Source organism: Streptomyces sp. NPDC097107 (assembly GCF_044762405.1).
Classification (GTDB): domain Bacteria; phylum Actinomycetota; class Actinomycetes; order Streptomycetales; family Streptomycetaceae; genus Streptomyces; species Streptomyces thinghirensis.
Window position 1 is genome coordinate 110,040 of the sequence record NZ_JBIWEF010000006.1, and the last position, 19,918, is coordinate 129,957.

At 71.3% G+C, this 19,918-nt stretch carries 21 protein-coding genes; 12 read left to right on the plus strand and 9 right to left on the minus strand.

The annotated features are described in order from the left end of the window. Positions 1–29: 29 nt before the first annotated feature. The 4 genes from ACIQ1J_RS15915 to ACIQ1J_RS15930 all read right to left on the minus strand — a co-directional run bounded on the left by ACIQ1J_RS15915 (position 30) and on the right by ACIQ1J_RS15930 (position 3,949). Positions 30–704, minus strand: coding sequence for a hypothetical protein (locus ACIQ1J_RS15915; RefSeq protein ID WP_403557289.1), 675 nt, complete (start codon positions 702–704; stop codon positions 30–32). A gap of 104 nt (positions 705–808) precedes the next feature. Then, positions 809–1,393, minus strand: coding sequence for an RNA polymerase sigma factor (locus ACIQ1J_RS15920; protein WP_403557290.1), 585 nt, complete (start codon positions 1,391–1,393; stop codon positions 809–811). Positions 1,394–1,482: 89 nt separating this feature from the next. After that, positions 1,483–3,240, minus strand: a complete 1,758-nt coding sequence (locus ACIQ1J_RS15925; RefSeq protein WP_403557291.1) for an NAD(P)/FAD-dependent oxidoreductase — start codon at positions 3,238–3,240, stop codon at positions 1,483–1,485. A gap of 49 nt (positions 3,241–3,289) precedes the next feature. Beyond that, positions 3,290–3,949 (minus strand): HD domain-containing protein, encoded by a 660-nt coding sequence (locus ACIQ1J_RS15930; protein ID WP_403557292.1) that lies wholly within the window; start codon positions 3,947–3,949, stop codon positions 3,290–3,292. A 366-nt stretch (positions 3,950–4,315) separates the two neighbouring features. Here ACIQ1J_RS15930 and ACIQ1J_RS15935 point away from each other — a divergent pair, with 366 nt between their 5' ends. From ACIQ1J_RS15935 to ACIQ1J_RS15975, 9 genes are all read left to right on the plus strand, one after another. Next, the gene (locus ACIQ1J_RS15935; RefSeq protein WP_403557293.1) at positions 4,316–5,431 is read left to right on the plus strand and encodes a thioester reductase domain-containing protein; all 1,116 of its coding nucleotides are present in this window, start codon (positions 4,316–4,318) and stop codon (positions 5,429–5,431) included. Positions 5,432–5,501: 70 nt separating this feature from the next. Next, entirely contained in the window at positions 5,502–5,774 is a 273-nt protein-coding gene (locus ACIQ1J_RS15940; protein WP_403557294.1) for an acyl carrier protein, read from the plus strand. Further along, complete coding sequence (locus ACIQ1J_RS15945; protein WP_403557295.1) at positions 5,774–6,736, plus strand: ketoacyl-ACP synthase III; 963 nt, start codon at positions 5,774–5,776, stop codon at positions 6,734–6,736. The genes ACIQ1J_RS15940 and ACIQ1J_RS15945 overlap by 1 nt, the downstream gene beginning before the upstream one ends. Before the next feature lie 10 nt (positions 6,737–6,746). Continuing rightward, positions 6,747–7,718: a thiamine pyrophosphate-dependent dehydrogenase E1 component subunit alpha gene (locus ACIQ1J_RS15950; protein WP_403557296.1), complete on the plus strand. Its 972-nt coding sequence runs from the start codon at positions 6,747–6,749 to the stop codon at positions 7,716–7,718. Next, positions 7,715–8,728, plus strand: a complete 1,014-nt coding sequence (locus ACIQ1J_RS15955; protein ID WP_403557297.1) for an alpha-ketoacid dehydrogenase subunit beta — start codon at positions 7,715–7,717, stop codon at positions 8,726–8,728. The genes ACIQ1J_RS15950 and ACIQ1J_RS15955 overlap by 4 nt, the downstream gene beginning before the upstream one ends. After that, positions 8,725–9,843, plus strand: a complete 1,119-nt coding sequence (locus ACIQ1J_RS15960; protein WP_403557298.1) for a 2-oxo acid dehydrogenase subunit E2 — start codon at positions 8,725–8,727, stop codon at positions 9,841–9,843. The genes ACIQ1J_RS15955 and ACIQ1J_RS15960 overlap by 4 nt, the downstream gene beginning before the upstream one ends. Before the next feature lie 201 nt (positions 9,844–10,044). Then, on the plus strand, positions 10,045–10,302 hold the full coding sequence (locus tag ACIQ1J_RS15965; protein WP_403557299.1) for an acyl carrier protein: 258 nt from the start codon (positions 10,045–10,047) through the stop codon (positions 10,300–10,302). Continuing rightward, positions 10,299–11,567: a beta-ketoacyl-[acyl-carrier-protein] synthase family protein gene (locus ACIQ1J_RS15970; RefSeq protein ID WP_403557300.1), complete on the plus strand. Its 1,269-nt coding sequence runs from the start codon at positions 10,299–10,301 to the stop codon at positions 11,565–11,567. Before ACIQ1J_RS15965 ends, ACIQ1J_RS15970 begins: the two co-directional genes overlap by 4 nt. 315 nt (positions 11,568–11,882) lie before the next feature. After that, complete coding sequence (locus tag ACIQ1J_RS15975) at positions 11,883–12,752, plus strand: esterase/lipase family protein (RefSeq protein WP_403557301.1); 870 nt, start codon at positions 11,883–11,885, stop codon at positions 12,750–12,752. On the opposite strand, the gene ACIQ1J_RS15980 is transcribed toward ACIQ1J_RS15975, so the two are convergent. Continuing rightward, complete coding sequence (locus tag ACIQ1J_RS15980; protein ID WP_403557302.1) at positions 12,704–13,582, minus strand: alpha/beta fold hydrolase; 879 nt, start codon at positions 13,580–13,582, stop codon at positions 12,704–12,706. The two genes, ACIQ1J_RS15975 and ACIQ1J_RS15980, sit on opposite strands and share 49 nt — an antisense overlap. Positions 13,583–13,787: 205 nt before the next feature. Here ACIQ1J_RS15980 and ACIQ1J_RS15985 point away from each other — a divergent pair, with 205 nt between their 5' ends. Continuing rightward, positions 13,788–14,675, plus strand: a complete 888-nt coding sequence (locus tag ACIQ1J_RS15985; RefSeq protein WP_403557303.1) for an RNA polymerase sigma-70 factor — start codon at positions 13,788–13,790, stop codon at positions 14,673–14,675. A gap of 187 nt (positions 14,676–14,862) precedes the next feature. Further along, positions 14,863–15,624: a GntR family transcriptional regulator gene (locus ACIQ1J_RS15990; RefSeq protein ID WP_403557304.1), complete on the plus strand. Its 762-nt coding sequence runs from the start codon at positions 14,863–14,865 to the stop codon at positions 15,622–15,624. A 64-nt stretch (positions 15,625–15,688) separates the two neighbouring features. On the opposite strand, the gene ACIQ1J_RS15995 is transcribed toward ACIQ1J_RS15990, so the two are convergent. Together ACIQ1J_RS15995 and ACIQ1J_RS16000 are read right to left on the minus strand one after the other, a co-directional pair. Next, a complete protein-coding gene (locus ACIQ1J_RS15995) occupies positions 15,689–16,843 on the minus strand; it encodes an ROK family transcriptional regulator (protein WP_210959700.1) in 1,155 nt (384 codons plus the stop codon). Positions 16,844–16,943: 100 nt separating this feature from the next. Beyond that, on the minus strand, positions 16,944–17,408 hold the full coding sequence (locus ACIQ1J_RS16000) for a LuxR C-terminal-related transcriptional regulator (RefSeq protein WP_403557602.1): 465 nt from the start codon (positions 17,406–17,408) through the stop codon (positions 16,944–16,946). A 23-nt stretch (positions 17,409–17,431) separates the two neighbouring features. Between ACIQ1J_RS16000 and ACIQ1J_RS16005 the strand changes: the two genes are divergently transcribed. Next, positions 17,432–17,872, plus strand: coding sequence for a hypothetical protein (locus ACIQ1J_RS16005; protein WP_403557305.1), 441 nt, complete (start codon positions 17,432–17,434; stop codon positions 17,870–17,872). 19 nt (positions 17,873–17,891) lie between these two features. Here ACIQ1J_RS16005 and mug read toward each other — a convergent pair whose 3' ends face one another. Together mug and purB are read right to left on the minus strand one after the other, a co-directional pair. Continuing rightward, positions 17,892–18,449, minus strand: a complete 558-nt coding sequence (mug, locus tag ACIQ1J_RS16010; RefSeq protein WP_403557604.1) for a G/U mismatch-specific DNA glycosylase — start codon at positions 18,447–18,449, stop codon at positions 17,892–17,894. Beyond that, the gene (purB, locus tag ACIQ1J_RS16015; RefSeq protein WP_403557306.1) at positions 18,446–19,888 is read right to left on the minus strand and encodes an adenylosuccinate lyase; all 1,443 of its coding nucleotides are present in this window, start codon (positions 19,886–19,888) and stop codon (positions 18,446–18,448) included. Before purB ends, mug begins: the two co-directional genes overlap by 4 nt. Between the last annotated feature and the right edge of the window lie 30 nt (positions 19,889–19,918).

Sequence of the window (19,918 nt, forward strand, 5' to 3'; positions counted from 1 at the left end):
GGGGCCGGGCGGGACGGTGGCACGGCCGGTCAGCCCGAGGTCGAGGACTGTCCGCCCTGGGACGGCTTCCCGCCCTGCCCCTGCTGACCGGTCAGACCCTGCAGGGCCGCCAGCCCCTGCTGACCGGCCTGGGCCGGCAGGTTGGTCAGGTTCTGCAGGCCCTGGACCGCCTCGATGAGCTTGGGCAGCACCTGGAGCAGCTGGGTGAGCTGGGCCGGGAGCGCCATCAGGTCGCCCGCCCCGCTCGCCGCGTGTCCGAGGCCTCCGGCCATCTGACCGAGCCCGCCGAGCGCGCCGGCCGCGCCGCCGACCGCGGCTAGCGGATTGGCCGCCCCGCCCAGCGCGGCCAGGGGGTTGCCCGCCCCGCCCAGCGCGGCCGCGAGCGGGTTGCCGCCGCCCGCGACACCGGTGAGCGCGGCCAGGGGGTTCTGCGCCGCGCCCGCGATGTTCCCCAGCGGGCCCGCGGCCCCCGCGGCGAGGCCGGCGAGCGGGTTGCCGGCCGTGCCGATCCCGCCGAGGGCGGCCAGCGGATTGGTGACACCCGCGAGCGCGGTCGCCGGGTTGAGGGCCCCGGCCAGTGCGGCGAGGGCGTTCGGGGGCAGCCCGGCCAGCGTGCTGACGGCGTTGTCGGAGCCGCGCGACGATCCTGAGTCGTCGTCTCGGTTCAGGAGGTCGTCGAAAGCCTCCTTCCAGCTGTCGGTCATATCACCGACCAAATCCTTGAAGATGTCTTGGACGTTCTTGCTATTACCCATGAGTGGGGTCCCTTTCCGTTTCTCTGCGATAGGAGAGGTGCGGTTTTCGGGTGTTATCGGGCGCAGCCTTCCAAGGCTTTCGCGCAGACGTTCTTCAATCGCGCGCGGCCCCTGGTGAAGGCGGCTTCGGCCGCCTTGACGGAGATGTTGTGTATGCGGGCGAATTCCGCAGTGGAAATACCCTTGGCGCGGGCGAGTATGATCTCCTGCTCCCGCCCCCGCAGGTGTTGTACCTGGCCCAGAAGCCATCTGCCGAAGTCTTCGTCGCAGACGTCCTCCTCAGTCGTACCCGGGGTTTCCGCGAGCGCCGCACGCTGGAGGAGTCTGCTGCGACGCTCCATGTCACGGTAGAAGTCGATGCAGAGGCGAAGCGCCACGGACGTCAGAAAGGCACCGAGTCGATTCCTGTCCAACGCGGCGTGGGCGGCTGCCCGGGCCATGGTTTCCTGAACGCAGTCCTCGGCGTCCTGAAAGCTTGGTAGTCTTCGCCGAACCAGCCGCATGAGGCGGTCCTGATGCTGGAAGATTTCTTCCCAGGAGCATTCAGCGGGCGATTGGCAGGTGGAATGTCGCACCATCGTGGATTGCAGCCCGTTGTCTCTCGGATTGAACAGGGAGAACCGCGGCCGACTTTTCATTTGTCGGCCATGTGGTTTTCCTACCCGAGGCCCTGGAGCGGCAAACCGGAATATGCGCCTCCGTCAGGGGCAGGAATGTCCTTCCCTGCTCATTTCCGAGGAGCGGGTCGCCGCGCCCAGTCGCGGTTCCAGTTGAGCCACATGTCCCGTACGGTCTGGTGCACTTGGGAGCTGCCGGCGCGCAGCTCGGTGGTGTACGCCTGGACCGCTTCCCTGCCCACCAGCCGCGCTCCGCCGGTGAAGTAGGAGCCCCGGACGTGCCGCGGTGAGCGGTACTTGCCCCACAGCAGGATCTTCATCAGCGGCCAGAGGGTGAACACCCCGGACGGGCACCGGTCGTCGGGGTCCAGGGTGCCCCACACCGTCGGGACCAGTCCGCTCTCGCCCAGCAGCTCGTAGATGCGTGCGATCGCCTGCTCCTTCGTCAACTCGCCCGCACGATAGGCGAGTACAGCGTCCCGCGACTGGTCGAACATCCGCTCCACCCAGGGGTTGTCCATACCCTGGAGACCTCGGTACGGCGGCAGCTCCAGCATGTCGAAACAGGCCGGGTCGTGAGTCTTCTCGAACGTCACGGCGACCTGGTTCTGGGCGTTCGTGCCGTACAGCGTGGTGATGGTCCACACGCGGTTCCAGGCGTTCCACAGGTCGAAGTCGTCGAACGCGATGTAGCTGCAGGACACCAGGTCGTCGTAGAACCGGAACATGCGCTTGGTCCAGTGATCCAGGTACGCGAACCGGGAGGTGTCGAAGTCGTCCTGGCGCACCGCGTCGATCAGCCGGTGGCTCAGCGCGTTCAGTGCCATCACGGTGACGGCGAGACCGCTGGAGAAGAGCGGGTCGATGAAGTCACTGGCGTGCGGCAGCAGACACCACCGGTCGCCGACCACCTTCTGCGAGGCGAACTGGGTGCGGTCGGTGGACACGTACGGCCGGACCGCCCGCGCCCGCTCGAACTGCCGGGCCACACTGGGGAACCGGCGCACGTACCGCCAGAACTCCTCCTCCGCCGAGATGTCCTCCGGCCGGGGGTGCTGGTCGAGATCGAGGTTGATGCCGACACTGCACAACTGGTTCGTGCTGGTCGACTGGTTGTCGAACGGGATGACCCAGAACCATCCGCCCGGGAACATGTGGTGGAGTGTTCCCTGGCTGAACGGGCTTGGCATGCCGTGCTGTTCACGCGGAGGCGCCACGGCGTCGAAGGGGCGCACGTCCACCATGTGCGTGAAGATCGTGCGCGACCTCGTGCGGTAGGGCGGTTCCTGCCGCAGCCCGAGGCGCTCGGGCAGGACCGCCCGCATGCCGCCGGCGTCGACCACGTACGAAGCCCGGAAGGTGCCCCGGTCCCGGGTGACGAGAGTCGCGCCGTCCTCCTCGAACTTCACGTCGTCGACCATGGTGTGGGTGTACGCGGTCACGCCGTAGGAGACGGCGACGTGGAACATGTAGGCGTCCACGTCCTGCCGGAAGTAGTGCGAGTCGGGACCGAGCGGAGGTCCCCAGGTGGGGTACTGGGTGCACTCGTCGGGCCGGGTGGGCTCACCTTCCCGGTGGTAGATGAAGCTGAAGTTTCGCTTGACCCCGCTGTTCGACGACACGTGGCGGCGCAGTGCCGCGTTGGTCGCCAGGTGCTCGAGCTCGGGGACGTCGTAGCGGCGGGCCAGCACCCGGAGGCCGAACGTGGTCTCGGGGACGGTGGACTCTCCGATGGCGAACCGGGGGTGGCCGCTGCCTTCGAGCAGCAGCACCCGTACACCGTGACGTGCGAGTACGGTCCCCAGCATCGTCCCGCCGATGCCGCCTCCGACGATGGCGACATCGAAAACACGCTGGTCTTCTTGCATGTCTGCGGTTCCTTTCGCGACGGGAAGGGCGAGTCGCCGGGCTCCCCGGTCACCGGTGGGCGACCGGGGAGCCCGGCAGCACCCGGCGCAGCCCGCAGGCCACCACCCGGGCGGAGAAGGACACGGCGAACCGGGGGGTGGGCGCCAGTCCGGCCAACAGGCGGCGGTCACCGGGCACTTGCCGCTCGCCGCGCCCGGTGACGTCCAGCCACACGCCGAAGTGCAGCAGCCGCGCCTCGGGTCCGGCGTCCCGAGCGGGGAACGGCCGCATGTGCTCGCGCACCGCACGCGTGAGGGTCGTGCGCCGCACCGTGCCCACCTGGTGCCGGGCCAGGAAGTGGTCGAGCAACTGAGCGGAGCGGCACGGGAATCCACCGCGACCGAGCGGAGTGCGCCCTACCAGCCCGGCGTCGTGGAACGCCGCGGCGGCCAGCAGGCCGACCCGGTCGTAGGCGGTCCCGTGGGCCCGCGCACAGGCGTCGGCCAGCAGGAACGTCCGCAGAGAGTGCACGGCGACGTGGGGTGGCAGGAGCCGGCGCATCTCATTCAGCGCGGCGCCCGCGAGGGGGTGCCCGAGCAGCTCCGCGAGGGCCGGGCGGCCGAGCAGAGGCTGCCATGCCTCGGGCAACGCCTTCGTTGGTTCGGAGTGTGAACTCGCCCCGCAGCCACCGGGATCGGGGACCTCCGGCATCTCAGGCCCTGCGGCCATGAGTCAACCCCCCTTGCCTAGCGTCCTATTGGCTGTGTCCGTCTCATCTGTCTTTACGCTCGGGCCGCCCCCTCCCCCCGCCCCCCGTTTCGCAACGCCACGCCCGTGTAAGCGCGTTGGTGTACAACCGACGGCGCGCGATACCGGTAACGCGCTCCGGGCGTACGTTCCGGTCGTCCGATCGGAGCCGTGGCCTGTCCGAATGAATGAGCCCTACTCACCCGTTGTGGTGGTGCGGGCGCGGGTGACGGCCAAGGATGCGCCCTGCGCTCCCACTGGTGGAGGATTTCTGTAGTAAACCTCGTGAGGTGCGGGGAGTGTTCAGGGCAGGACCGAATCTCGCCTGTGCTGAAATGCGGTGTTGGTATGGCCAGTTTCCCGAGCGCCGACGATTTGCGACTTCCGGCGGAAATCGATGCGTCTGCTCTGACCGATGTTCCCGAAGGGCCGCCTGAGAGAATTCTGCTGACGGGAGCCACGGGCTTCCTCGGCGGTTTCCTGCTCGCCGACCTGCTGGATGCAACCCACGCTCGAATCCATTGCCTGGTGAGAGCGGAGTCGGCCGCTCAGGCCCGAGAGCGGCTCGCCGGTCAGTTACGCGCCCGGGATGTGCCGGAGCACCACATGTCCCGGATCGACGTCGTGCCCGGCAGCCTGGCGAAGCCGCGGTTCGGCTTGACCGACGAGGAGTTCTCGGGCCTCTCGCGCGGTATCGACGTCATTTACCATTGCGGTGCTTGGGTCAATCTTCTGGCGAGTTACCCGATCCTGCGTGGCTGCAATGTGTCGGGAACCCTGGAAATCCTGAGACTGGCGACCCGGACCCGCCGAATTCCCGTGCATTACATCTCGACGATGGGGGTGATCCCGGCGGCCCGAGAGGCCGGGACCGGTGTCTCCGGCTACTGCGCCACCAAATGGGTCGCCGAGCAGTTGGTCGCGCAGGCCGCGGAGCGCGGATCGCCCACGATGGTGCACCGGCCCGGGGTGATCCTGGCGGACTCGCGCACCGGCCTGGTGGGGAAGTCGGACTGGTTCGTCCACCTGACGACGGCGAGCATCCGCGCCGGGTGCGCCCCCGACCACCCCGGTCTCCTGCCGGTGGGCACGGTCGACTTCACCAGCCGCGCCATCGTCGACCTGTCCCTGAGCCGGCGTGCCCGAGGACAGGTGTTCCACGTGATCGATCCCGAGCCGCTGCCCTTCCGGTCGTACTTCCAGGGCTTGACGGTCGCGGGTGTCGACCTTCCGCTCGTTCCGTTCGACACCTGGCTGGAGCGGCTTCGCGACCTGGGCGACGAGGTCCCCCGCAGCACCCTGCGGCTGGCCGGCGAGACCCTCCGGCAGATGATCCCGGCCCCGGGGCAGGACACCGGCCCCACCGCGGCGTCCGCGCACCGCGCCCCGCCCGTGCTCGACTCCGACTACTTCCGCAGGATGCTCGCCTTCCTGAGCCGCGACGTCATGCTGCCCGCCCAGTGACCCACGCGCGGTCCTCTCCTCCCGTCCCTCCCGTCACCCCTCCCCGCATCTCATCAGCTGGAGTTTCCGCATGTCCCCTTTCACTCTGGAAGACCTGACGGCGATGGTGGCCGAGATCGCCGGCGCCGAAGCGGCCCGGGCGGTCTCGGAGCAGCCGGCCGACGCGCCCTTCACATCGTTGGGGTTCGACTCGATGGCCGTCATCGAACTGGCCGAGCGGATCCAGGAGTGCTACGGCGTTCCCATCCCGGACGAGGCGGTGCACGACCTGCGCACCGTCCGGCGGACCCTCGACTACGTGAACGGCCAGGCAGCCGTCGCCGCGGCGGACGGAGCCCGCTGATGGCCCGGGGCGCGGGACGGCTGACCGGCATCGGCGTCCACCGCCCCGGTGGCCTGCTCACCAGCGCTGAACTCGACACCAGGTTCGGCCATGAGGAAGGCTGGATCGAGCAGATCACCGGCATCCGGACCAGGCTGAAGGCCGACCCCGACGACACCTTCGTCGAGATGGCCGCGCAGGCGGCGGACAAGGCCCTGGCCCACGCGGGAGTGCTCGCCGAGGACCTGGACTGTGTCGTGTTCTCCTCCGCGAGCAGCGTCGGCCAGGCATCGTGCCGGGCCGCCAGTCTCACTCATCGCATCGGAGCCGGCCGGGCCGGCGGGTTCGATGTCAACGGCGGGTGCGCCGGGTTCAGTTACGGGCTGACCCTGGCCTCCGGACTCATCGCCGCACAGCAGGCGCGTCAGATCCTGGTCGTCGCCGCCGAGCGGCTGAGCGACATCACCGACCCCGACGACTGCGGGACCGTCATGGTCTTCGGCGATGCCGCCGGGGCCGCGGTGGTGAGCGCCGCGGAGCACGGCGGGATCGGACCGGCGGTGTGGGGAACCCACGGCCCTGGTGAGCCCTGGATGACCAGCGCCCCGCCCAAACCCGGTGCCGCCCGCCCGTACATGCACATGGACGGCACCCGGGTGGTCCGCTGGTTCGGGTCGCACATGCCGCAAGTGGCCCGGGACGCACTCGACGCGGCCGGGCTCACCTGGGACGACATCGGCGCCTTCGTGCCACACCAGTGCAACGGGCGGCTGATCGACGCGATGGTGCGCCGACTGCGCCCGCCCGCGCACGTGGCGATCGCCCGCAGCATCGTCACCGACGGCAACACCAGTTCGGCGTCCATCCCGCTGGCTCTGGAGTCGCTGCTCGCCTCGGCCACCGTACGGCCCGGCGACAAGGCGCTGCTCCTTGGCTTCGGCGCCGGGCTGACCTGGTGCGCCCAGGTGGTCGAACTTCCGTAAGGAGCATGTCATGAACGTCACGTCCGCGTCCCCCGCGGTCGACCTCAGGCCCGACAGCGAGCCCGAAGCCGGTGTCGTGGCCCGTCCCCTGTCCCGTCTGTCCGACGCCGATCTCGGCACCCTGCTGATGATCCGCCACTTCGAACTGGCCGTGCTGGAGCTGTTCTCCCAGGGCCGGCTGCACGGCACCACGCACACCTGCCTCGGCCAGGAGTACATCCCCGTCGCGCTCTACCCGCTGCTGGACGAGGGCGACTACGTCTTCAGCAACCACCGCGGGCACGGCCACTACCTGGCCCGCTTCCACGACCCGCACGGTCTGCTCGCGGAGATCATGGGGCGGGCCGGTGCCGTCTGCCACGGCGTAGGCGGCAGCCAGCACATCTACCGCGACCGCTACCTGTCGACCGGCGTACAGGGCCAGAGCCTGCCCGTCGCCGTGGGAGTCGGCCTGCACCTGAAGCGGGCCGAGCCGGGCCGGATCGCGGTGGTCCACATCGGCGACGGCACCTGGGGCGAGGGCGCCGTGTACGAGGCGCTCAACATGGCGCAGCTGTGGCAGGTCCCGGTGCTCGTCGTGGTGGAGCACAACGGGATCGCCCAGTCGACACCGACCGAGCGGCAGATGTCCGGCACCGTCGAGACCCGGGCGGCGGCCTTCGGCGTCGGGCACCTGCGGATCGATTCCGTGGACGTCACCGACGTACGCGCCGCCCTCACCCCCGTGGTCGAGCAGGTCCGCGACCGGCACCGGCCGTACGTCGTCGAGTGCGTCACCCACCGCGTGGGCCCGCACAGCAAGGGGGACGACACCCGCGCGGCCGAGGTCCGTGAGCGAGCGACCCGGCACGACTGGTACCGCCGCTACCGGCAGGACCATCCCGCACAGTTCGCCGCCGCCGACCAGGCACAGGCGGAGGCCGTCGCCGCCGTCGTACGAGAGGTCGGCGCGCGTCCGGCGTCCCGATGGGAGGCCCGATGACCAGGCGCCAGCGCGTGGCCGAGAACCTCAACAGCGCACTGCACCACGTCCTCGGCGCCCACCCCGGCACCTATCTGATCGGCGAGGACGTCGCCGACCCCTACGGTGGGGCGTTCAAAGTGACCCGGGGGCTCTCCGACCGCTTCCCGGACCGGGTGCTCTCCTCACCGCTGAGCGAAGGCGGCATCGCCGGCGTGGGCGCGGGCCTGGCCCTGGCCGGCAACCGGTCCGTGGTCGAGATGATGTTCTCGGACTTCGCCGCGCTGGCCTTCGACCCGCTGCTGAACTTCGCCGCCAAGTCCGTGTCGATGTACGGCCGCAGGGTCCCGATGAGCATGGTCGTCCGCTGCCCCACCGGCGGCAACCGTGGGTACGGCCCGACGCACAGCCAGAGCCTGCAGAAGCACTTCCTCGGCATCCCCTCGCTGCACCTGCGGGAAGTCTCCCCGTTCCACGACAACCAGCGCGTACTGACCGCGATGCTCGACCGCGAGGAGCCCGGTGTGCTCTTCGAGGACAAGGTGCTCTACACCCGCGCCATGTACCGGGCGGGGGTCGTGGACGACCTCTTCCGCTACGAGGTGCTGGCCGATCCCAGCGAGACCGCCCGGGTGTTCGCGCCGGACTGCGGGCCCCCCGACTGGGTCGTCCTGGCCCCGGGCGGGCTCACCGAACGGGCCGTCACCGCCCTGCGCACCCTGCTCCTCGAAGAGGAGATCACGTGTGAACTGCTGGTGCCCTCCCAGCTCTACCCCTTCGACAGCAAGGCGCTGCTCCCGGTGCTGTCCCGCGCCGACCGCATCTGTGTCATGGAGGACTCCACGGCCGACGGGACCTGGGGCGAACTGCTCGCCCAGCAACTCCACGAGCAGCTGTGGAGCCGACTGGCCCGCCCAGTGCTGCCGCTGAGTGCCGAGCCGAGCATCGTACCGACCGCGGCGCACCTGGAGCACGAGGTGCTGCTCCAGCCGTCCACCATCCACCGCGCGATCATGGAGGCGACGAAGTGATCGGCATCGAGCTGCCCACGCTCAACACGAACGACTCCAGCTACACCCTGGTCGAGTGGCTCGTCCCCGACGGCAGCAGCATCGAGGGCGAGGAACCGCTGGCGGTCGTGGAGACCTCCAAGGCCAGTGAGGAGATCGAGAGTACCGGCCCCGGAATCCTGCACGTCCTCGTCGTCGGCGGCCAGGACTGCAGGCCCGGGCAGACCATCGCCTACCTCTTCGAGTCGGCCGAGGAGCGCGACTCCTACCGGGCGTCGGCTGCCACCCCGGCGGCGACGTCCGCACCCCCCGGCGCGGAGCTGAGCATCACCAACGCTGCCCGTGCGCTCGCCGACCGCCACGGTGTGTCCGAGGCCGAGCTGTGCGGTCTCGGGCGCACGGTGATCCGTACGGCCGATGTCGAGGCCCTGGTGCGGCGGGCCGCGTCGGCGCCCCCCTCCCCCCAGCGCCAGCTGTCGAAGCGACAGCGGACGGTGGGGGCGGTGGTGACCGAGTCGATGCGGACCGTTCCGGCCGCGGCCGCCTACGCCAAGGTCGACGTCGGACAGGCGGAGGAACTGGCCCGGCAGCTGTCCGAGCGCACCGGCAGTTTCGTCTCCCTGCCCGTCCTGCTGATCAAGGCGTTGGCGCGCCGGCACGCGGCACACCCCCTGATGTTCGCCGCGCTCACCGACGACGGCGCGGTACGCGAGAGCGAACGGGCCCATGTGGGCGTCACCATGGACGCGGGCCGAGGTCTGTACACCCCGGTGGTGCACGACGCTGCCGAGCTGAGCAGCGACCGGATCGCCGACCTGCTGACCAGCTTCCGGAGCAAGGCGTTCCGGGGCACGTTCCAGGCCGCCGAACTCGCCGGGGCCAACATCATGGTCGCCCCGCACACCACGGAGGGCATGGTCCTGGCCACCCCCATCGTCTTCCCCGGCCAGACCTGCGTGATCTCCATCGGCGCCGTCGACGACCAGGTGCTCCTGGACGCGCGCGGCACTCCTCGCAGCCACCGGTTCGTCCACCTCGGCCTGGTCTACGACCACCGGGTGGTCAACGGCAGGGACGCGATGGGCCTGCTTGAGGACGTCAAGGCGGATCTGGAGGCCCCGGCCGCGCTCGGCTGACCGCCGACCTGCCACCCCGGAACCCCGGGACCCCGCCACCACGGAGCCCCGCCACCACGGAGCCCCGCCACCACGGAGCCCCGCCACCCTGCTATCCCGCCACCACGGAGCCCCGCTATCCCGCTACCACGGAGCCCCGCCACCCCGGGACCCCACCACCCCTGGGGTACCGCCCGTCGGACCGGAAAGGACACCCCTGACATGACCACCGACACCACCCCCCACAGCCGCGCCTACGACCTGCTCGCCTCGGTTCTCAGCGAGAAGTTCGAAGTGCCCCCCGAGGCCATCGTCCCCACCGCGACCTTCGAACAGCTGGACCTCGACTCGCTGGCCGTGGTGGAGCTCTTCGTCGTACTCACCGAAGAACTCGGCATCGAAGTACAGGACGGCGAGGCCGACCCGGATCTCACCCTGGCCGGCGTGGCCGACCTCATGGCCCAGGCCGTCAAGCCGTGACCGGCGCCCCGCCCGACGTCGCCGTCACCGGGATCGGCCTGGTCACTCCGGCCGGCACCGGCCGCGAGACCACCTGGGACGGCGTGTGCGCGGGCCGCCCCACCGCCCAGTACGTCCCCGAACTCAAGGGCCTGCCGGTCGACTTCGCCTGCCTCGTACCGGATTTCTCCCCCCGCGCCCACGTCCCCGGCTCACGCCCCTGGCAGTACGATCGCTTCACCCAGTTCGCCCTCTTCGCCGCCCTGGAGGCGGTCTCCGACGCCGGCCTGGACCCGGCCGACTGGGACGCGGACCGCGTCGCGGTGGTCTTCGGCAGCTCGGCCGGCGGCACCGGCACCATGCTGGAACAGCACCGCAAACTGCTCGAACTGGGCACGGCACGCGTCTCACCGATGCTGCTGCCGATGTTCCTGCCCAACATGGCCACCGGACAGCTCACCATCCACCTGCGTGCCCGGGGCCCGGCGCTGTGCACGGTCACCGCCTGCGCCTCCGGCGCCACCGCCATCGGCACCGCCCTGCAACTCCTGCGCTCCGGGGCCTGCGACATCGCCGTCGCGGGGGCCTCCGACGCGGTCGTGCAGCCCTTCTGGGTCACCGGCTTCGACCGGATGGGCGCGCTGTCCCGGCGCGGCGACGACCCGCGGGCCGCCTCCCGGCCCTTCGACACCGCCCGGGACGGCTTCGTCATGGCGGAGGGCGGTGCGGCCCTGGTCCTGGAGCCGGCGAGTGCGGCCAGGGCCCGCGGACGCCCCGGTTACGCTCTGCTGGCGGGCTACGGAGCATCGTCCGACGCCCACCACCCCGTGGCACCCGACCCCGAGGGCAAGGGCGCCGCCCTCGCCGTGCGGCGGGCCCTCGACGACGCCGGCGCCCGCCCTGCGGACGTGCAGCACATCAACGCGCACGGCACCAGCACGCCGCTCAACGACGCCGCCGAGGCCCGTCTGATCCGTCGCCTCTTCCCTCACCAGCCCTCCGTGACCTCGGTCAAGGGCACCCTCGGCCACCTGCTCGGCGCGGCCGGGGCGGTCGAAGCGGCGATCACCGCGCTGTCCGTGGCCCACGGCCGGGTGCCTCCCGTGGCCAACCTCGAGAAACAGGAAGGAGACACCGAGATCAACGCCGTCACCGGCACCAGCCGGGCGCAGCCCGTCGACCTCGCCCTGAGCCATTCCTTCGGCTTCGGCGGCCACAACGCCGTACTCGCCTTCAGAAGCTGCCCCGCCGAACCGGCCCGGGAGCCGGCCGCTCCCTCGCCGTGAGCATCTCCAGGCGGCGGCCGCGGCCATCCGAACGACCTCTCCGCCGGTCGCCGCCGATCCCGCTACGAGCCAAGGGCGCTCAGCCCGCGCCTCCGCCGGTCACTCAGATCCCTCTACCGTCAGCGGCAGGAGTTGCTTGCCGGTGGGGCCGATCCGGATGCCGGTATCCATCAGTGGCCGGTCCCGTACGCGACCGCAGCTGCCGTGATGGAGCGAATTCTTCCCCGGTCGAGGGATCGTTGCGGAATTCGACGGACGCGGGACTGAGGAGTCGGCTCGAACTCCGCGCCATTCCCCAACGAAGAGGAGAGGACCGTGAGTTTCCTCAATCCCCGTATCCCCGGTGTCAACTCGGACGATTTCGTCAGGGACGTCACCGAGGCCCCGCACCGCCTGGGTGCGGTCGCCCAGGCCGCCGGAGCGCAGGTCATCGCTACCGTCGACGTACAGGCGGGAGAGGACGACTGGAACACCCCGCCCACCGAGGAGCATCCGCGTCCGGTGGTGCTCGTGCACGGCACCTTCGGCAACCGGGGCTACACCTGGAACACGGCAACACCGCTGCTGCGACAGCACGGTCACCGGGTCTTCCGGCTCGACTACGGCCGGCACGGCAACCCCGTGATCTTCGGCCTGGGCGACATCAAGCACTCCGCCAGGCAGCTCGCGGACTTCGTCGACGAGGTGCTGCGGCGGACCGGCGCCCAGGAGGTCGACGTGGTCGGCTTCTCGCAGGGCGGCATGATGCCGCGCTACTACCTGAACGCGCTGGGCGGAGGACCCAAGGTGCGCAACCTCGTCGGCATCGCGCCCAGCAATCACGGAGTCACGGCACAGGGGCTGATGAACCTCGCCCGCCAGATTCCCGGCGCGGTGGAACTCCTCGAAAAGGGCGCCGTCGGGGAGGTCGTGCCGGCCTGGCCGCAACTCCAGCACGACCACCCCTTCCAGCGCGAGCTGGCCGATCTCGGTGAGACGACGGAGGGCGTCCGCCACACGGTCATCGCCACCCAGTACGACGACGTGGTCACTCCGTACACGTCGTGCGCCCTCGCGGAGACCGAGGGCCGCTACGTCAACAACATCGTCCTCCAGGACATCGACCCGGACGACCACACCCCGCACGTGGGCATGCCCTACAACGCGACCGTACTGAAGGAGGTCCTCAAGGCCCTGGCCGACTGAGCCCTGCTGCCGTCCAGGAGAACGCGGGCGACCAGCGCCGGGTCGTCGTTCATCGGGACGTGGCCGCAGCCGGGCAGCCGTACCAGGCGGGCCCGCGGAATGGCGTGCTTGGCGCGTGTGCCCTGCCGGGGCAGGAGCAGCCGGTCCCGGTCGCCCCACGCCACGGTGACGGGGACGCCGGGCACGTCGTCGGTGAACAGCACGCTCCGTCCGGCCCGGAGCGTCTCGGAGAACCCCTGCGCGTGTGCGAGCGCCAGCGTCTCGGCGACGACCGCCTCGGGGGAGCGGCGGCCGGGACGGGCGTAGATCGTACTCGTCAGCGCGGTGCGGCCGACCGCGGTGCGGGACAGCCGCTCGACCAGGGGGAGGGGCAGGCTCCGGGCGGTCCGGCGCATCCCCATCAGGACGCCGAAGGCATAGCGCCGCTCGGCCCGCGTCCAGAAGCCGGCCGGGGACAGGGCCGTCACCGACCGCACCAGGTTCTCGCGGCCCAGCTCCAGGGCCAGCAGACCGCCCAGCGAGTTGCCGGCCACGTGCGGCCGGTCGAGCCCCAGCGCCGCGCAGAAGGCGCCGAGTACCGCGTTCGTCGTCGGCAGATCGTGCGGCAGGCCGTGCGGCAGCGCGGACGACTGCCCGAACCCCGGCAGGTCCACGGCTATCACCTCGCGCTCGGTCGCGAGGATGTCGACCACCGGGTCCCAGGCCTGCCGGTGGTGACCTATGCCGTGCAGCAGTAGCAGCGGCTCGCCCTCACCCACGCGCGCGTAGGCGAGGGTGACGTCCTGCGGACCGTGCTCGGTGGGGGCCGTGAAGGAGAGGGTTGCGGACATGGGGCTCCTTGTTGCTCCTTGTCGGGAACACGTGTTGCGGGAACACGTGTTGCGGGAACGCATGTCGTGGGAACGAATGAACGACGGCGTTGCGTAGACACCTTGTCAGTAAGAGCTACCGACGGGTAGCCCCCGGTCGTCGGTCGGCCTCGGGTGGGGGCGGTTCCGCCTGGACACCGCCGGACGCGTCCGCTGGGATGGAACGGTGACCACCGAAACCGCGACCGACGTCTTCGAAGAGCACCGCCCCGTCCTCCTGGGGGTCGCCTACCGCATGCTGGGCCGCCTCGCCGACGCGGAGGACGTGGTCCAGGAGGCCTGGCTGCGCTGGTCCGGCGCCGACCGCTCCGGCGTCCGGGAGGCGCGCGGGTACCTGGTGCGCGTCACCACCCGCCTCGCCATCGACCGGCTGCGTCAGATCAAGTCGCGGGGCGAGACGTACGTCGGCCCCTGGCTGCCGGAGCCCTACGCCACCGACTTCGGGGACGCCGTGCCGGACACCGCCGAGCGGGCCGTGCTCGCCGACTCGGTGTCCTTCGCCGTGCTCGTCGTCCTGGAGTCGCTGTCACCGCTGGAACGGGCGGTCTTCGTGCTGAGGGAGGCGTTCGGCTACCCGTACGCCGAGATCGCCGCGATGCTGGAGCGCGGGGAGGCCGCGGTGCGCCAACTCGCCGGGCGGGCCCGCAGGCACGTCGACGAGCGGCGGCCCCGCTACGAAGTCGACCCGGCGCAGCGCCGGGACCTCACCGAACGCTTCCTGGCCGCCGCGGCCGACGGCGATCTGGAAGGGCTGATGGCGCTGCTCGCGCCGGACGTCCGGCTGGTCGGCGACAGCGGCGGCAAGTCCAAGGCGCCACTGCGCGTGCTGGAGAGCTCCGACAAGGTGGGCCGCTTCCTGCTCGGCGCCGCACAGAAGGGGATCCCGGACTTCTCCTACCGCTTCCTGGAGCTCAACGGCGGCCCGGCCCTGCTGGCCCTGTCCGGCGGCAGGCCCGACACCGTCTTCCAGCTGGACGTGGCCGACGGGCGCATCCAGTCGGTGTACATCGTTCGCAACCCCGACAAACTGCGCTCCCTGGCCGGCCTCGCCTAGTCATCCGCCCATCCACCCATCCGCCATGGCTCGAGCCCTCGTCCCGAGACGGGGGCTTCGCCGTCCGGTCGCGGGATTGGTCTTGACCAAGGGTGTGGGCCGTTTTATGGTCGCAGAGAACTGCAACAACCTTTAATAAACAAGGGCGCCAAAAAGCCGCCGGACCACGGCGATTGCGGAGGACAGGGTGGGGACCACGCAGTTGGAATCGGTACCGGAACCGAAGTACTGGCATCTCAGGACCGTGCTCAGCGAGGCCCTGGACTCGGAGTTCTCGGTGGGCGAGGTCCTGCCCAACGAGCGCGACCTCGCCGCCCGCTTCGGCGTCGCCCGCGCCACGCTGCGGCAGGCCCTGGAGCAGCTCGAACTGGAAGGCAGGCTCCAGCGCCGCCGCGGCGTCGGCACGACCGTCGCCCCGCCGCGCGTGGGCGTGGCCGTAGGCACCGAGCGGCACGCCTGGCCGGGAACGGCCGATGACACCTGGGAACCGGCCGACTGCGTGCCGGCCGCTCCACCCGCGGCCGTCGCCGAGGCCCTGGGCACCGGCCGGGACGAGCCCGTGCACATCGTCCGCCGCTCCCGCGTGTCGCACGGCCAGCCCGTAGCGGCGGAGCTGCTCTACGTCCCACCGTCCTCGGTGCCCGACCTCACCGCCATCGACGCGCCCTCCGGCGTCGCACGCGCGCGGGTCGTGCTCCGCGAACTGCAGCGCGGAGAACTGGAGCGGCAGGAGAGCGCCGTGGAGCTGGGGTCGGCCGGAGCGGAGGACGCGAAGGAACTCGACCGGCTCCCGGGAGCGCCCGTCCTCGTGGTCACCACCCGCTACCTCGCCGAGGGCCGCACCGCCGCGCTCTCCGTTGCCACCTACCGCGCGGACACCTGTCGGCTGACGTTCGGGGACTCCGGCGACGTGGAGATCCACCACGGCCCCGAGACCCGCGCCTCCTGAGCCCCGGACGGCCCCGGACACCTCCTGAAGACCGGACCCCGCCTCCGCTGGGGACCGGCGCGGCTCAGCGCCGGGCCGTCGCCCCCTCCACTGCGAACAACTGCTCCTCCACATGGTCGAGGGCCAGCCGCAGCGAGCCCGTCGCCACGGCGGCCTCGCCGAGGAGCGACAGGGTCACCTTCGGCGGGCGCAGGCAGTAGCGGGCCAGCTCCCGGCGCAGCGGCTCCAGTACGCCGTCCAGCCCGGCCGCCCAGCCGCCGACGACGACGAGTTCCGGGTCCAGGGCCAGCACCAGTGCCGCCACGTCGTGCACCAGCCGCTGGATGAAGCGCTCGACGGCCGCGCGTGCCCGCTGGTCGCCTTCACGTGCCTCGGCGAACACCCTGGCGACCGCCTGCTCGTCCAGCGGGTGCAGCGGCCGGCCCGTGGTGGACAGCAGCGTCTCCGGCGTCACGTCCCGGCCCAGCAGATGCAGCGCGCCGATCTCGCCGGCCGCCCCGCCGTAACCCCGGTGCAGCCGCCCGCCGATCAGCGCCCCGGCGCCCGGGCTCAGCCCGGCCAGCACGAACACGATGTCGTCGGACTCGGTGGCGGCGCCCTTCCAGTGCTCGGCGACCGCCGCCGCGTTCGCGTCGTTCTCGACCAGCACCGGGCACTTGAAGGAACGGCTCAGCCGCTCGCCCAGGCGCAGCCCCGTCCACTCGGGCAGCGCGGTGCTCAGCCGCACCGTGCCGTCCGCCTCGACGATCCCGGGCGTCGCCGCGCCCACGGCCCGCAGCGAGCCGCGCGCGACACCGGCCCGGCGCAGCAGTTCGGCCACCGCGGTGCGCAGCCGCTCCAGCCGCTCGTCCGCCGGGGCGGTCTCGTCGACGTCCTTGGCCTGGGCGCCGATGACCCGGCCGTCCAGGTCGGACAGGAGCGCGGCGACGCGGTGCGGCCCGATCTCGAGACCCAGCAGATGCCCGGCCTCCGCCCGGAACCTGAACCGCCGTGCGGGCCGCCCCTGCCGTCGGGCGATGCCCTCGTCGGCGGCCGCCTCGACGACGAGACCGGCCTCGATGAGCCCCTCGACGACGCCCTCGACGGTCGGCCGGGACAGCCCCGTCACCCGGGTGATCTCGGTCAGCGTCGCGCAGTCCGTGGCACGCAACGCGTGCAGCACCACAGCGGAGTTGATCCTCCGCAGCAGCGACGGATCCCCGCCGGTCAGCCCGCTCAACGTCCGTCCTCCCAGCTCGTGCGCGTGTTGGCCGGATCGTACTCGGCCCGCTCCGCCCCGGCGAGTGCCGGTCGGCCCGTGCGGCTGCTTGCCGGGTGCCTCAGCCGGGCGCCACGAACCCCGACTCGTAAGCCGTGATCACCGCCTGCGTGCGGTCCCGCGCCCCCACCTTCGCCAGCACCGAGCTCACGTGCGACTTCACCGTCTCCGTGCCGACGACCAGCCGGGCGGCGATCTCCGCGTTCGACAACCCGCGCGCCATCAGCCGCAGCACCTCGCCCTCCCGCTCGGTCAGCTGCGCCCGCTCCAACACGGCGCGAGCCGCGCGATTCCCGCCGCCGTCGCCGTACTCGGCGGCGAGCTGCCGCACCGAGGCCGGGAACAGCAGGGACTCGCCCTCGGCGATCAGCCGCACCGCGTGCACGATCTCGGCCGGCCGGGCCCGCTTCAGCAGGAACCCGTCGGCTCCCGCGCGCAGCGCCTCGTACACGTACTCGTCGTTCTCGAAGGTCGTCACGACGGAGATCTTGACACCCTTCACAGCTGACGCCCCGCCAATTGTCAGTGGCGGCCGGTTTACTGGACTGCATGAACATCGCGCGGCACATCGCCCTCATCGACGAGCTGTGCTTCCGGCCCTTCCCGGCGGAGCACGGCCCGTCGACCGGGTGCGCCTGCGGGCCGGGCCACTTCGCGGCGGTGCTGGAGAGCAGCCACGGCCTGCGCGGTGGCGACCAGGGCGAGCGGGCGGTGACGGTGGGGCAGTACGAGAAGTACCGTGACGCTCTCTACGAGCGCCTCGCCCCGCGCTGGGGGGAGACGGACCCCTGGAACCTCCAGACGGTCCTGCTGCGGACGAACGAGGAGGAGATACCCGAGCCGTGGGCCGGTCTCAGCGCCCAAGCGGGCGTGGCGTACCTGTGGGAGGCGGAGGGCACCGGCCGCTGGGTCGCGGTGGCCGTCGCCGACCGGGACGAGGCGGACGAGGTGCGGCTGCTGGCCGTCGTCACCGAGCAGGCGCCACCGTGACGGCTCCCCATGCCCACACCTACGCCTCTGTCTCCGTCTCCGCCGCGACCCGCAGCCGCGCGAACTCCTCCGCCATCGTCTGCGCCGTCCAGTGCGCGTTGAGCCCGCTGGGGTTGGGCAGCACCCACACCCGCGTGTTCCCGATCGTCCGCTCCTGCGGACCCACCTGCGCCTTCCGGTCGTCGAACGCCGCGCGGTACGCGGTGACACCGACCACGGCCAGCCAACGGGGCCGCAGCCGCGCCACCTTCAGCGCCAGTAGCCGGCCGCCCTCCCGGTACTCCTCGGCGGTCAGCTCGTCCGCCCGCGCGCTGGCGCGCGCGACGACGTTCGTGATCCCGAGCCCGTACGACGGCAGCTCGCCCTGCTCCGACGGCTTCAGCAGCCGAGGCGTGAAGCCGGACAGATGCAGCACCGGCCAGAAGCGGTTGCCGGGGCGGGCGAAGTGGTGGCCCGTCACCGCCGTCATCAGACCCGGGTTGATCCCGCAGAACAGCACGCGGAGACCGTCCGCGACCACGTCCGGTACGAGACGGTCGCGGGCGGCCTCCAGCTCGGCCCTGGTGAAGCGACTCAGAGGATGGCTCCCGGGGTGTAGCCCGCGGCCGCCGGGTGCTGCTTGACGATCTCCTCGATCCGGCCGACGAGCACGCCGACCTGGTCGGCCGCGGCGCCCGTGAAGGACAGCTTGTCGGCCATCAGCGCGTCCAGCCCGGCCCGGTCCAGCGGGATGCGCTCGTCGGCGGCCAGCTTGTCGAGCAGCTCGTTGCGCTCGGCGCCCTGCTCGCGCATCGCCAGCGCGGAGGCCACGGCGTTCTCCTTGATCGCCTCGTGCGCGACCTCGCGGCCGACACCGGCCCGCACCGCGCCCATGAGGACCTTGGTGGTGGCGAGGAACGGCAGGTAGCGGTCCAGCTCCCGGGCCACGACGGCCGGGAAGGCACCGAACTCGTCGAGCACGGTCAGGAACGTCTCCAGCAGCCCGTCGAGGGCGAAGAACGCGTCGGGGAGGGCCACGCGGCGCACCACCGAGCAGGAGACGTCGCCCTCGTTCCACTGGTCGCCCGCCAGCTCGCCGGTCATCGACGCGTAGCCGCGCAGGATGACCATCAGGCCGTTGACGCGCTCGCAGGAGCGGGTGTTCATCTTGTGCGGCATCGCCGAGGAGCCGACCTGGCCGGGCTTGAAGCCCTCGGTGACCAGCTCGTGCCCGGCCATCAGCCGGATCGTCTTCGCCAGCGAGGACGGCGCCGCCGCCAGCTGCACGAGCGCGGTGACAACCTCGTAGTCCAGCGAGCGCGGGTAGACCTGGCCGACCGAGGTGAACGCCTGCGAGAAGCCCAGGTGCCCCGCGATCCGCTGCTCCAGCTCCGCGAGCTTGTCCGCGTCCCCGCCGAGCAGGTCCAGCATGTCCTGGGCGGTGCCGACCGGGCCCTTGATGCCGCGCAGCGGGTAGCGGCCGAGCAGCTCCTCCACCCGGCCGTACGCCACCAGCAGCTCGTCGGCGGCGGTGGCGAAGCGCTTGCCCAGCGTCGTGGCCTGGGCGGCGACGTTGTGGGAGCGGCCGGCCATGACCAGCTCGGCGTACTCGCCCGCCAGCTTGCCGAGGCGGGCCAGGACGGCCACCGAGCGGTCGCGGATCAGCTCGAGCGAGAGCCGGACCTGGAGCTGCTCGACGTTCTCCGTCAGGTCGCGGGAGGTCATGCCCTTGTGCACGTGCTCGTGCCCGGCGAGGTCGTTGAACTCCTCGATCCGCGCCTTCACGTCGTGCCGCGTGACCTTCTCGCGCTCGGCGATCGAGGCCAGGTCGACCTGGTCGAGGACGCGCTCGTAGTCGGCGATCGCGGCGTCGGGCACCTCGATGCCGAGGTCCTTCTGGGCCCGCAGCACGGCGAGCCAGAGCTGCCGCTCGAGCTTCACCTTCTGCTCGGGCGACCAGAGCGTGGCGAGCTCGGCGGAGGCGTAGCGTCCGGCGAGGACGTTCGGGATGCGGGGCTTGGCGGGAGCGGAAGTCACGTGAACGGATTCTACTGGCGATTCCTGCAG

What these genes read in the sequence shown, in the direction of transcription:
- ACIQ1J_RS15935 (WP_403557293.1), top strand. Translation starts at nt 4,316, where the DNA reads ATGGCCAGTTTCCCGAGCGCCGACGATTTGCGACTTCCGGCGGAAATC.
- ACIQ1J_RS15980 (WP_403557302.1), bottom strand. Translation starts at nt 13,582, where the DNA reads ATGTCCGCAACCCTCTCCTTCACGGCCCCCACCGAGCACGGTCCGCAG.
- ACIQ1J_RS15930 (WP_403557292.1), bottom strand. Translation starts at nt 3,949, where the DNA reads ATGGCCGCAGGGCCTGAGATGCCGGAGGTCCCCGATCCCGGTGGCTGC.
- ACIQ1J_RS15955 (WP_403557297.1), top strand. Translation starts at nt 7,715, where the DNA reads ATGACCAGGCGCCAGCGCGTGGCCGAGAACCTCAACAGCGCACTGCAC.
- ACIQ1J_RS15915 (WP_403557289.1), bottom strand. Translation starts at nt 704, where the DNA reads ATGACCGACAGCTGGAAGGAGGCTTTCGACGACCTCCTGAACCGAGAC.
- ACIQ1J_RS15945 (WP_403557295.1), top strand. Translation starts at nt 5,774, where the DNA reads ATGGCCCGGGGCGCGGGACGGCTGACCGGCATCGGCGTCCACCGCCCC.
- ACIQ1J_RS15940 (WP_403557294.1), top strand. Translation starts at nt 5,502, where the DNA reads ATGTCCCCTTTCACTCTGGAAGACCTGACGGCGATGGTGGCCGAGATC.
- ACIQ1J_RS15925 (WP_403557291.1), bottom strand. Translation starts at nt 3,240, where the DNA reads ATGCAAGAAGACCAGCGTGTTTTCGATGTCGCCATCGTCGGAGGCGGC.
- ACIQ1J_RS15920 (WP_403557290.1), bottom strand. Translation starts at nt 1,393, where the DNA reads ATGAAAAGTCGGCCGCGGTTCTCCCTGTTCAATCCGAGAGACAACGGG.
- ACIQ1J_RS16005 (WP_403557305.1), top strand. Translation starts at nt 17,432, where the DNA reads ATGAACATCGCGCGGCACATCGCCCTCATCGACGAGCTGTGCTTCCGG.
- ACIQ1J_RS15950 (WP_403557296.1), top strand. Translation starts at nt 6,747, where the DNA reads ATGAACGTCACGTCCGCGTCCCCCGCGGTCGACCTCAGGCCCGACAGC.
- ACIQ1J_RS15965 (WP_403557299.1), top strand. Translation starts at nt 10,045, where the DNA reads ATGACCACCGACACCACCCCCCACAGCCGCGCCTACGACCTGCTCGCC.